The following is a 12,117-nucleotide window of genomic DNA, read 5'->3' as shown; positions in this document are numbered from 1 at the left end:
TTTTGGTAGTTCGCCCTACCAAAAGGCGCACAGGGTCGAAGGCCCTAGGCAGTTGTCGCCAGCGCTGCAGCAAGACCGAAAGCGATTGCCATGAAGACAACTTCACCGATCGCGCGTCGCAAGGACCCGTCCGCGCTGATTCGGTGAGAGCCGCTCGCGACCACCCATGTTCGACGCCACCACCAGCCCAAGACGACCAGTAGGGCGATGGCAACGATCTTGGCGAGTACGACGCGTCCGTACGCGGTGTCATAGAGGGCGGTTACAGATCCGAGGCGCACGGCTGCGTTGATCGTTCCCGTGATGACAAGTGCGAGAACGCATCGCCAGGCGAGTTCGGAGTATTTGGGCAGCCAGAGCGCCCAGGCGCCGCGGGCGGGCATTGCCAGCACGAGGGCGGCAAGGACACCGAACCACAGTGCGGCCGCGAGCACATGGACGGCGTCGAGGATGGAGCCGAAGTTCTGCTGCGCCATGTGGCCGGTGATGGGGCGGGCGGCGAGGGCGAGTGCCGTGACAACCAATGCCGGTGCCACGGTCACTGTTTCAGGGTTCTTGAATCCGTAGACGCTGTAGCAGACGACGGCAAACGCGCACACGATGATGGCGACACCGACGCGGCCGACGTTGACTTCGCTGACAAATGTTCCGAAGTTGCCGACTGTCAAAGAAGTGATCGGCGTTCCGTCGGCGGCCGCAGCTCCCAATGCGAGGAGGGCGATTTCGGCAACGAACCACGCTGCGGCAAAGGCGGTGAGTTGAGTCCACATGGTGGATGCGGGCGCCGCGGGTCGACGCTCCCCGCGTCCCATCCACGCCAAGGTCGCGATCCCCAGTGTCACAGAACCACTACCGATGGCGAGGGCGCGGACGGTGCTCGACGCCTCGGGGCCGGCGGGGGTTGCCAGCCCCCAGGCGATCAGCACTCCCAGGAGAGCTGTGGGTACGGCAAACAGCAACCACCATCTGTTTGCCGTACCGGTCATCGGATCAGCTCGACTTGGGCTTGCGGAGCACGAAGAACAGTGCGCCGCCGAAGACGACTACACCGGCGACGATGAAGGCCCACACCGGAATGCTGTTCGACGACGAGGATGACGACGAAGTGTCACCGCCCCCAGCTGCCGGAGTGGCGGGAGTACCCGGACCGGGTTCGGTGAGCGTGAAGTTCAAAGTTCCCTGAACCGGGTGGCCGTCGGCCGAGGTCACGCGATACGCGATCGTGTACACGCCGGCGGGTCCCAGATCTCCGAGATCCACACTCACCGTTGCGCCCTCCACCGAGGGGTCGCCCTTGGTCCACTGGTCGCGACTGTCGCCGGGGCCGGTGACCGTCAGCGCGGCGAACTGCGCCTGTAAGGCCTCGTTGAAGCTGACGGAGACGTTGTCCGGTGGAACCTGGATCGACGTTCCGTTCTCGGGGTTGGAACTGGTGACGGCGGAATGTGCACTGGCGGTGCCCACTCCGATCATCGAGGCGAGCATCGCGAGGAGACCGACCGTAATTACCTTGATGCGTGTACTCATGAACGCTTGCTCCTCACCAGTGCGCCCAGGCCCAGTGCGGCGCCGAGAGCGCCGAGCACCAGTCCGGCTCCTCCGAGCCAGCGGGCGGTGTTGTCGTTCGCTGATTCTGTCGTAGATTCCGTCGCAGTTGCGGCGTTTGCCCCATGAGCGTCGCCGGTCGAAGCTGCCAACGTCAGCGTCGGTGCCGGCTTGTCGGGCTCACTGCCGTCGGCGAGAGCTTCCTGATCCCAGTTGACGATCTTGCCGTCGCTGTACGTCTGCACTGCCTTGAATTCGATTTCGTCCTGCGTCGGGAGCGGACCGGCAGAGAGAACGAACTGCTGGAACTGGCCGGGTCCGACGCCGACGCCGGGATCTGCTGTCCAGGTCACGGACTTGGCGACCAGTGACGTCGGGTCCTTCTCGACGACGGATGTCCAACCGGGCATCGGTTCGGTGCGAGCCGACTTCAGGTCGGGTAGTGCCACCGTCACCTTGGTGGTGGATGCGGCGTCCGATTCGGTGGGAACGCGGAAGGTCAGAACGGTGTATCCGCCCTGTGTTGCCCCGGGAGCTACGACGCTGACGTGCGCGGATGCAATTCCGCCGGCGATCAGAAGGGCTCCGCCGGTGGCTGTTGCCGTGAAAAGCGCACGCGAAATTAGGGTCTTCTTCATGTTGGGTTGTGTCCTCTGGTGAACGTTTCGATGACTGACGAGTTCTTCAGACCAGAGCAGGAGGGCCGCGCCGCGAGATGCTGGCGCGAAGGAGAGCGTCGACGGTGCTGGGGTGGGTGCCGGCATAGGAGACGCGTCGGCTAACTCGAACAACTGGCGCAATTGGCGCCAGGACAGTCCGGGCGACGTTGGTGACGACAGCGAGCAGACGCTCAGCGGCGAGGACGAGTACCGCGCACACTGCGGTAGCCACTGCGTGCGCCCCGAGCATCATGAGGCCGGGAGCGGATGAATGAGAGTGCACGGAGACGGTCATGGCGGCGTGCGCTGCGAGTTGACCGGCGCCGAGTGCCGCAATCAGGGGCAACGGTCCTCGTGCCAGTGCCGGAAGTGTTGCGGTGATCGCGCCAACCGCCACGCAGACGGCGAGCAGCAACGTCATCGCCGACGCCGGTGGAATTTCACCGCCGCCAATCCCGTGCGCTGCTACCGCCAGGGCACCCGACGCGGCCCCGACAACACTGCCCCGAAGGGGTGCTGTCGTGGGCGCGCCGAGTGAAGACACTTTTCTCTAGCGCACGCCGAGGCGCGCAAGCAGATCTGCTTCGACGCCGTCGAGTTCGGTAGCGATGGCGTGGTGCGCAGCCTTGCGTCGTGCCTGGGGCATCTGCTCGGATGCCCGAACTGCGGTGCTCAGATCGCTCAGACGCTCACGGATGGCCGCGGCAAAACGCTGCGTCTCGGCATCGTTCGGCTTGCGGCTCAGGATTTCGGTGACCGAACTTTCGGCTCCCGCGATTCGGGCGCTGAGTTTGGCACCGTGCCCGGTGTAATCGCCCAATTGGTCGACGGCAATGCCCATCTTCTGAGCTCGAGCAGTGTCCAACTGGCCACGAATGGTGGTTGCCGCTCGATAAACGATCGGCAGCAGAACTGGTGCCAAGAGGCGAGCGACACCGAGGTACTTACGGACCTTGGCGACGGTCAGGCCCTGGTTCGCGGCAGCCTTTTCCTGGGCTTTCAGTGTTGCGAGCTGGGCTTTCTCGATCTTGTGCGTCGAGTCGATTTCGGTCTTTTCCAGTTTTTTGATCGACTTGGTCTCGACCTTGTCGCGCTTGCGCTGGCTCTTGGCGTTGAGTTTTGCCTCGACCTCAGCCTTGTGCTTGAGAGCCTTCGCCTCTGCCTTGCGGGTGGCACGAGACTTCCGCTTCTTGAACAACCCCATCGAAAAGGACCCCGTTTCCAGGTGTTTGTGCGCTGCCAGGTACCTGCGCTTCGGCTTCAGCCTAGGGGAGCACATAATCTTCGTCATCGTGTGTTCCGATAACAACCTCGCGCCCAAGCTCCCGCTGATCGATTCGGGAGCGTTGACTCGTTGCCGTCACCGGGTGCGTCTCGACGGATTATTTCCGGGGAAGTCGGCGTCGGAACCTGTCGATACCGGAGTCAAGCAACGTCAGGAATCGGCGATTGCCAAGCGCGCCGAGATCGCGGACCTCGTGATCGGTGCGGATCCGGAGCGGTGGGTACGCATCAATTCCGATCAGTCGACGGCGGCGCAGGCCCGCGACACCCTTGCAGCCTGTGAGGCCGGCGCGGACAGAATTTGGGGCGCGGTGCTGCCCGTCGAGCGTGACACCGGACGCAAGGGTCGTTGCGAGATGCTGATCCGTGATGTCGACGGTGGCGGCTACATCCCGGTGATCGTCGTCAACCACAAAGTCACCGATCCCGGGCAGGGTGCCATCACGTCGGGATTGTTCGAGTGGGAGCCCGCGACGGATCCGAAGCGCAAGGTCCGAAGCCAGGTCCGCGACCAGATGCGTGTCGCCCAGGTGTACCGGATGCTCGAGCGTCGAGGCCTCGCGAGTCCGTCGTTGCAAGCCGGTGCCGTCGGCTATAACGGTGACTGCATTCTCGTGTACGACCTCAGTGGGATTCTCGAGGATTACGACGAGCGTTACGACGACAGAATTGCCGTGGCGCGCGGTGAGATCTTGACGTCGCCTTCGCAGATCAGTGAGTGCAAATCGTGCTCGTGGTGGACGGAATGCAAGCAAGAATTGATTCGCAATCGTGACGTCAGTCTGGTGGCCGTCGGCTCGCGGGCCGAGCTGCTGCGTGACGCCGGCTGCAACACCATCGATCAACTTGCCGCGTGGGAAGGCGAGCCGCTCGAGGATTGGCCGCACGGGAACTTCGGCGACGCCGTCGTGATCGCGAAAGCCTGGCTGGTGGGCGCTCCGTTGGTGCGACGCTTCGAGGAAATTTCGGTGACTCGCGCCGATATCGAAATCGACGTCGACATGGAGAGCTACCAGGAGCACGGTGCATACCTGTGGGGGACTTTGCTCAATGTTGGTGGCTTCTCGATGTATCGGGGTTTTGCGACGTGGGATCCGTTGCCGACGCGTGACGAGGCGCGGTCGTTCGCCGAATTCTGGGGTTGGTTGATGGCGGAGCGCGCTGCTGCCGCTGCTTCCGGTAAAACCTTTGCCGCATACTGCTATTCGCGGTCAGCTGAGGACAAGTGGTTGTTGGATTCGGCTCGAAGATTTGCCGGGGAACCGGGCATTCCAACCAAAGATGAGATCCGGGAATTCATCGACAGCCCGCAATGGGTGGACATTTACCAGGCGGTCAGTGATCAGTTCATCTGCCCAGAAGGTAAGGGGCTCAAGAAGGTTGCTCCGGTCGCGGGATTCAATTGGCGTGACGCCGAGGCCGGCGGCGAGGCATCCATGGCCTGGTACCGCGAAGCAGTCGGCTACGACGGAGAGCCCGACGAGTCGCAACGGACACGGATCCTGCAGTACAACGAGGACGACGTCATCGCCACCAAGGTCCTACGTGAATGGATGACGGATCGTGCGGTGAAGGAGATTCCCTTGGCGTCGGACCTCTGAACTCGAGCGTTCGTTCTATACTGTGCGACATTGTGCGAGTTGGGGGGTCTGGCTCGTAGGTCCGAGGGGGGCTTGTGGGTACGTTTGCGGCAGATATCGCGGAACTCGAAAAGCTGGGCGGTGTCCTGCACGGGCTCGCTGACGAAGCAGCGCAGCTGTCGGTCGGTCCACCAGCCGGTGGCGCCTCGGGCGCGAATGGTTCATTCGGCTCCTGGTTCAACAATAATTCGATGCCGTCCGAGCCCCTGCCATTCACACCGATGTTCGGAGACCCAGCGATGTTCGGAGACCCATCGGCTGGGTCTTCGTCGAGTGTGCTCAACTCCTATCTCGAAGCCTCATCGATCTCGTCTGAGCTCATCGATGGTGTATTGGTTCCTTCGTTGACAGAGCGGCTCGGCGAGACCGGCGACATCATGGTCAACGTTGCTGAACAATTTCGAAGCCGCGACGAGCAGTCGGCTGCAGATCTGGCCACCACGTACACCTCTGCAACCGGTGACTGGAACACTCAGGATTCCATCGCATGACCCCGACGCGCGCGCAGCTCAACTCGTGGGATCCGGCCGCCCTGAACACTATTGCCGACTCATGGACTTCTTTGGGCAGCAAGGTAGAGGACCTGTTCGCCAGGTACCTCAGCAGTGTGACGATGGTGAACGGTAACTACTGGGAAGGGAAGACTGCCGAAGCAGCTCAGGACAGAGCTGACGCGGACAAAAAGACGGCCGGGGAGATTGCCGACGCACTCGAGGCTCTCGCAACTACAGCGAAGAACGGCTACTACGAGATCGAGTCTCCCTTGAGGGATGCCCGGTTGGCGATCGATACAGCGGCTGGTAACAATTTCTCGGTCTCTGAATCCCTTGTGCTCACTGACTCGAGCGCAGAACCGGACGCCGCTCGCGTTGCTTTGATGCAGGAATGTCAACGCGAACTTACCGACAAGGCAAATGCGGCAGAAACAGCCGACAACAACCTCCGAAGTTCCCTGGCAGCTGCTCGTGACGGGCTGCGGGTGAAATTCACTTCGGTAGCTACGTCGGGTGGGCAACAGGGTAAGAGTGATTTTGATGCGATGGCCAAGCATCCGGAGTCGATGACGCCGGAGCAACTGCAGCGAATTTCGGAAAGCGGGCACTTGACGCCGGAGCAGGCTGCTGCATTGGAACGCGGTGATACCGCGGCAATTCCGGCTTCGCAGATGGAATACCTCAACCAACTCAGTAGGTCGCTGGACGGCAAATCGCCTCAGCAGATCGAAGACCTGCTCTCGAAACTGCCACCGGATGCGCGGGCGTCGGTCGCCAACTCGTTGCAGATTCTCTCCAACGAAAACGTGACCGCATCAGTGGTAGGTGATTCCGAAATTCCGACCAAGGGCGGACTGGACGCACTGCCGGACAAGATGCGTGAATCCTTGACTCGGGATGACTTGGTCACGGGCGACTTCCAGATTATAGGCCAGACCTTCACTCACACAGTCGAACTCAACGGCGTTGCCGATAATCTGGCTATCGCCGACATAGTGGCGATGAGTGACGATCAGTACAAGACCGGTAGTGAACTCGATAAATCACTGTTGGAGGTGGGTAGGCAGTATCTGAATGCGGAGGTCGCTCAGGAACAGCTCAGGCCCACTGATCGTCCCGCATTCTTTGCCGACGGGGGCAGTCCTGACAAGGGGCTCACCGAGCGGATCTTCGCCGCTGTCGGAGATGACAAGGTTGCTGTCGATGCTGCTGTGAACAATCCTGAGCATGGCAGTGATTTTGTGAAGGATGTGCTGTCCCACAACTGGACTGACGACGGCAAGGCTGCGTCGACGCTCTTCAATTTCCCGGCAGGTGATGCCACGGTAGAAAATCCGAATGATCCGACGGATGTGGCGACGGCAACTCGTTCCGGCAGCATCATGTCAGCTGTTGGTGAGGCGGTCAGTACTGGCGATGCGTGGAAACTGTTGTCGAATGTTCCCGAAGCTGATGGAAAGTCGGTTGGTCAGCTCAATCCTGATTTGTTGCAGACAGTTTCGAAAAGTATGTGCCCGTACATGCTTGATCTGTCAGGACGGTCGGGCGCCGATGTGGCAGGCTTCGATGGTAGTGGATGGGCGGATCCAGATGGCCATAACCAGTACAAAGGTTCGGCAAACGTGTTCGCTTTGATGAATACCGACGAAGAGGCCGGGAAAATTTTCACTCAGGCGGCTATCGCGGAGCAGTTGGCGTCCGAGGGTAGATATGCTGCCGCTCCGAATGCTCCAGATGCGGGGGCAGAACTGATGACAGCTGGTACGCTGCACGGCTTGATGGATCGAGGCATGCTCGAGGCGGTGCAGGATCAGTATGACGACAAGGCGGCCCAGGCGCAGGCTATCTATGATCGCAAGGAGGCCGCATACACTGCGCTCTCCACATTGGGTTCGGCTGGCATAGACAAACTTCCGGGTGGGGAGTTCATCAATTTGATGGTTGATGCGTCGGGCGATTCTTTGCAGGAGTCGATTATCGGGAAGGAGCCGGGCGGGGCCGAGCATGCGACGTTGACGCCTCCCAACTTCTATCACGACTACTACAATATTCTGAGTGCAGTACCGGAACTTCCAGAAGAGTTCAAGACTGACTACCCGAAACTGTTCGACGAGTCTGGAGCACTGAAGGGCTGGGACACGATTACGCCGAACGTCATGGATCCAACACTTCGGAACAATGCGTACGAGACGATGCTCAATACGCTGACTGGCAAGCTTGATGGCCATCAGATTCGAGATACCTATGAAGATGTGGTGCGCCTCGATGGGTAGGCGTGCTCGGCATTTGGCGGCTCTGTCAATTTCTGCGGTTATGCTCGTAACTGCCTGCAGCACAGCGGACTCCGGTGGTAGCGAGGCGACTAGCGAAGTCCCGGTGTTCGGCAACTTCGCGCCGCATGTGTGGTCTGCGGACGCTGGTATCGACTTGTTTTCGCGCGGATCGGAATTGTTGCGCGCCGCGTACGAGGCGGGCTATTACTGGCCTGTCATCAAGGAAGTCGATGACTTCTTCCCCGGATACACCAAAGCTCTCGGGAGTGACCGTGATGTCTTCGGTAACACGAGGTTCGAGACTGGATCGGAGTTTTCGGCTCCGGTCGCGCAGACGGAATTTACTCATATTACCGACTATTCGGCGACCGATTCCGCCGTCTCCGGCACGATCTGCAAGTACTGGATCAGCACATCGGAGGGAATGAATGGTTCGGTGTCCCCGCCGACCGCCGCGTATCGAATTGTGTTGGAGAATCGGGGGAAGAGTCCGGGTTTGCCAGGTGTTGCCGATTCGGATCCGGAGTTCGGGGAGTCCAGCGATCGGATACCGTCGTGGGATGTGTTCGGTTCGTGGAAAATTCGGTCCGGATCGTGGCTATTCGGCACGTCGGGACGGTCCGCTCCAGACGGTGAAGGTGTTCCGCCGGGGTGTCATGATTGGTGGTTACAGCAGTTTCCGGGGCTGACGTACGTGGGTCCGACTGATCAGTTTCGGAGTCAGCCGGAGGGTTTTGTGGCTCCGGTGATGCCGTTGGGTGTGCAGTATCCGGGGTGGATCAGTCCGGCAAATGTGTCGTAATCGGCTGCGAAGATGACTGCCTTGATCGCGATTTCGCGGTCGCTGGAGCACGCTGCGTCGACGCTCTTCGATTTCTAGGGTCGGCCTTCGAGGACATTGTGCAAGAAGCGTCGGAGAATGCCACGGCCTTGCCGGACAAAAGCTCCATCAAGATCATGTTGGCAGCACCCACTGAGGTTGTCATGGATGCGGTAATCGGGTCCGAACCGATGGATGAGAAGGGGGTCAGGCGGTTCAATGCCTGCTGGGACTCCGAAGGCATGCTTGCCACCATGCCAAGCCTTCCCGCCTCTTTTCGGACGAATTTCCCTGATTTTTTCGATGCTGACGGAAAGGTTGAAGCGATCAGCTGAACTCGAAAAAGATGAAGTCGGCTCCGTGCCGCAAACTTTTGACACGATGTTCACCGGGATGGGAGTCCTGGGCACTGACAGTGGACGCCGAATCAGTGCTGCTTTCGGCAGCATTGTGTACCGAGACCGCTAAGAGACCCAAATTGGTTGATATGTCCGGGTTTTGGTTGTCGATGTAACTTTCGGGACCGTAATTGGTCAGAGGTCTGGAACACTACTTCCGTAGGCGCCTGTGTTGGTAGCTGCGTATGGGAGGGCTGTTGAATGTCGAGCAACGCGGACACCGGTGGAGCCGTATCCGAATTGTCGGAAATCGAGCAGCAAGATCTCTTTGCGAGGCAAATGGGCCAAGCGACAACGGTTGCACCACTATCCAACATTGCCAATATCTTCAGCTTGTGTGCGTTATTGATGTACATCGTACCGTCGGACCATCAGAACTTCCGAATATTCTGGGGAACTGCCGCCATTTTGGTGGCAGGAAATTCGGTTCGAGTATGGCTGCCGCGGAGTAAATATGTCTCCTTGTGGCGTGCACGGGCGCACACAACTCTGTACGACTACTGGGCGCTGATGATCGAGGTGATCCTTCTCGGGGTTCTCATGACCATCTTTGCCGCAAAAATGCTTCCCGTCGTGGATGGCCCTCGCCGAATGGTGTTGATGGCCACGATAGCCGGGCTCATGGGCGCCGGCGCCGTGGCTCTGTCGACGGTTCGATCCATTAGTTTGGCGTGGATCCTCGTGCACGGGCTAGGCCTCCTGCTCGTCATACTCCTGAGGCCTGAAGTGGAATATCGTTATCTGGCATTCCAACTCGTCATGTACACGTTTTCATTGTGTGTTGCGGCGGTGTATCTCTCGTCTTCGTTCCGGGCTCGTTGTCTTGCAGAATTCGAGGCTGCGGCGGAGCGCGAAACGGTGGGACTGCTCCTCGATGACTTTGAGGGCGGATCGCGCGATTGGCTCTGGGAAGTCGGCATCGACGGCAAAATGTCGCGCGCTTCGGCGCGACTGTCGCAGGTATCAGGAATTCCTGTCGCAGAGTTGCGGGAGCTCACCTTTCACGGACTCCTCGAACGGCTCGAGATCGGATCCACCCGGGGCGGAGCACAGGCACTGGAGGCGCTGGTTGGCCATCTCGAAGCACTGGTTCCGTTCCGCGACGTGGTTGTTCCGGTTCGTGTGGACGACGGCGATCGGTGGTGGTCGCTGTCAGGTAATCCGCTAGTTTCCCAAGACGGTTCGAACCGTGGCTGGCGTGGAATCGGATCGGACATAACGGAAAGATACAATTTTGAGCAGAAGATCTTGTGGCTGGCGGCAACGGACGCATTGACCGGATTACCGAACCGGCGAGCATTCAGCGAAGAACTCGACGCTGCGCTCGATAGCACTCGAGGCGACCAGCATGTTCACGTCGCCATTCTCGACCTCGACAACTTCAAATCCGTCAACGACACCCTGGGGCATTCGGTCGGTGACAAACTGCTGATCGAGGTCGCGGCAAGGTTGGATAAAGTGGCCGAGAAAGGCCTGTGTGCTCGCATTGGTGGGGACGAATTCGGACTTGTTCACCGTTCCCCAGCAGATGATGGCGACACAGATCGGTTCACCGGCTACTTGGAGGCGTTACGTGAACCGTTCTTGGTGAATGGCAACAGGATCGAAGTTCACGCAACCATCGGTTACGCCAGCAGTCCAGTTGATTCCGAGGAATCCGATGGATTGGTGATGTTCGCGGACTTGGCGTTGTACGACGCAAAAGCTGCGGGCCGGAATCGTATCGGTAGGTTCTCAGCGGCACTTCGAGCGAGGGCGAGCGAGCGATCGGTTGCGTTGCAAGAGCTTGGGCGGGCGATTGAATCGCGTGAATTCGAGCTGTACTACCAACCCCAGATCCATGCGGCGACAGGCCAAATCGAGGGGTTCGAGGCTTTACTGCGCTGGAACCACCCGGACCGGGGAATGCTGGCGCCCGGCCATTTCATCGACGTCGCCGAAGAAACCGGACTGATCATCCCGCTCGGTGTGCAGGTATTGGAAATGGCGTGCGCCGCAGCTATGACCTGGCCCGACGACATTCTGGTCGCAGTCAATGTTTCACCAATGCAATTGGCGTCCTTGGATTTCGGTGCGGAGGTGACACAAGCGCTCGCCAGATCAGGGCTGCCGGGGTCGCGACTGCAGCTCGAGATTACCGAGACTGGTACCGTCGACGATCGCGCTATCGATCAACTGGTTGCGTTCCGCGGCTCCGGGATATCGATTGCACTCGACGATTTCGGTACAGGCTATTCGTCTTTCGAGACCGTCCGCCGACTACCTCTCGACGTACTGAAGATCGACCGGCTGTTTGTCTCGGAACTGCACCACGATTCTGCCGTCGTCGAATCGCTTGTCGAAGTTTCCCGTTCGATGGGGATCAGGTCCCTCGCCGAAGGAGTGGAAACGGTAGGGCAGCTCGATCAACTTCGTTCTGCCGGTTGCGAACTCATCCAAGGGTTTTACATCAGCCGTCCGCTTCCGGCATCCAAAATTGCGGACTACCTGGAAAACAGCAGGGCCACTGCAGGTTTCCCTGGCAGTGGCCCCTAGCGTGCGTTTTGTGGCTAGCGCGGCGTCATGCGCAGTGCGCCATCCATACGGATGGTCTCGCCGTTGAGGTAATCGTGCTCGACGATCATCTGAGCAAGCTGCGCGTACTCCGACGGCTGGCCCAGACGAGACGGGAACGGAACGCCGGCTTCGAGGCCCTTGCGGTACTCGTCCGTGACACCCGCGAGCATCGGGGTGTCGATGATGCCGGGAGCAATCGTGTTGACGCGGATGCCGAACTGCGCGAGGTCGCGGGCAGCGGGAACCGTCATGCCGTGCACGCCACCCTTGGAAGCGGAGTACGCAATTTGGCCGATCTGGCCCTCGAACGCGGCAACGGACGCGGTGTTGATGACAACGCCGCGCTGACCGGACTCGTCGACGGTATCCGTCTTGGACATAGCGTCGGCAGCCAGGCGCATCACGTTGAACGTGCCCAGCAGGTTGACGGTGATGACCGTGCGGAACA

At 59.9% G+C, this 12,117-nt stretch carries 12 protein-coding genes; 6 read left to right on the top strand and 6 right to left on the bottom strand.

Annotation, left to right across the window (positions count from 1 at the left end; all coding sequences use genetic code 11):
- Nucleotides 1–44: 44 nt before the first annotated feature.
- The 5 genes from MTX36_RS25760 to MTX36_RS25740 are packed head-to-tail and all read right to left on the bottom strand — an operon-like array spanning nt 45 to nt 3,408.
- Nucleotides 45–986: a copper resistance D family protein gene (locus tag MTX36_RS25760; protein WP_243622484.1), complete on the bottom strand. Its 942-nt coding sequence runs from the start codon at nt 984–986 to the stop codon at nt 45–47.
- A 4-nt stretch (nt 987–990) separates the two neighbouring features.
- Complete coding sequence (locus MTX36_RS25755; protein ID WP_243622483.1) at nt 991–1,527, bottom strand: copper resistance CopC family protein; 537 nt, start codon at nt 1,525–1,527, stop codon at nt 991–993.
- Nucleotides 1,524–2,183: a YcnI family protein gene (locus MTX36_RS25750; RefSeq protein WP_243622482.1), complete on the bottom strand. Its 660-nt coding sequence runs from the start codon at nt 2,181–2,183 to the stop codon at nt 1,524–1,526. Before MTX36_RS25750 ends, MTX36_RS25755 begins: the two co-directional genes overlap by 4 nt.
- Before the next feature lie 46 nt (nt 2,184–2,229).
- The gene (locus MTX36_RS25745; RefSeq protein ID WP_243622480.1) at nt 2,230–2,748 is read right to left on the bottom strand and encodes a hypothetical protein; all 519 of its coding nucleotides are present in this window, start codon (nt 2,746–2,748) and stop codon (nt 2,230–2,232) included.
- A 6-nt stretch (nt 2,749–2,754) separates the two neighbouring features.
- Nucleotides 2,755–3,408 (bottom strand): DUF6474 family protein, encoded by a 654-nt coding sequence (locus MTX36_RS25740; RefSeq protein WP_243622478.1) that lies wholly within the window; start codon nt 3,406–3,408, stop codon nt 2,755–2,757.
- Nucleotides 3,409–3,532: 124 nt separating this feature from the next.
- On the opposite strand from MTX36_RS25740, the gene MTX36_RS25735 reads away from it, so the two are divergent.
- The 6 genes from MTX36_RS25735 to MTX36_RS25710 all read left to right on the top strand — a co-directional run bounded on the left by MTX36_RS25735 (nt 3,533) and on the right by MTX36_RS25710 (nt 11,648).
- Complete coding sequence (locus MTX36_RS25735; RefSeq protein WP_243622544.1) at nt 3,533–5,089, top strand: TM0106 family RecB-like putative nuclease; 1,557 nt, start codon at nt 3,533–3,535, stop codon at nt 5,087–5,089.
- A 74-nt stretch (nt 5,090–5,163) separates the two neighbouring features.
- Nucleotides 5,164–5,619 (top strand): hypothetical protein, encoded by a 456-nt coding sequence (locus tag MTX36_RS25730; RefSeq protein ID WP_243622477.1) that lies wholly within the window; start codon nt 5,164–5,166, stop codon nt 5,617–5,619.
- Nucleotides 5,616–7,895: a hypothetical protein gene (locus MTX36_RS25725; protein WP_243622475.1), complete on the top strand. Its 2,280-nt coding sequence runs from the start codon at nt 5,616–5,618 to the stop codon at nt 7,893–7,895. Before MTX36_RS25730 ends, MTX36_RS25725 begins: the two co-directional genes overlap by 4 nt.
- Nucleotides 7,896–7,998: 103 nt before the next feature.
- A complete protein-coding gene (locus tag MTX36_RS25720) occupies nt 7,999–8,697 on the top strand; it encodes a hypothetical protein (protein WP_243622474.1) in 699 nt (232 codons plus the stop codon).
- The gene (locus tag MTX36_RS25715) at nt 8,670–9,050 is read left to right on the top strand and encodes a hypothetical protein (RefSeq protein WP_243622473.1); all 381 of its coding nucleotides are present in this window, start codon (nt 8,670–8,672) and stop codon (nt 9,048–9,050) included. Before MTX36_RS25720 ends, MTX36_RS25715 begins: the two co-directional genes overlap by 28 nt.
- A 264-nt stretch (nt 9,051–9,314) precedes the next feature.
- Nucleotides 9,315–11,648 (top strand): bifunctional diguanylate cyclase/phosphodiesterase, encoded by a 2,334-nt coding sequence (locus tag MTX36_RS25710; RefSeq protein WP_243622471.1) that lies wholly within the window; start codon nt 9,315–9,317, stop codon nt 11,646–11,648.
- Nucleotides 11,649–11,662: 14 nt separating this feature from the next.
- Here the strand turns inward: MTX36_RS25710 and MTX36_RS25705 are convergent.
- Nucleotides 11,663–12,117 (bottom strand): SDR family NAD(P)-dependent oxidoreductase (locus tag MTX36_RS25705; RefSeq protein WP_243622470.1); only part of this gene is annotated, 455 nt, incomplete at its 5' end.

The sequence above is a fragment of the Rhodococcus sp. ARC_M6 genome (genome assembly GCF_022810305.1).
In the GTDB taxonomy this organism is placed as follows: Bacteria; Actinomycetota; Actinomycetes; order Mycobacteriales; family Mycobacteriaceae; genus Rhodococcus_F.
Note: the sequence above shows the minus strand (reverse complement) of the source record. Positions and strands in the feature narration are given on the sequence as shown.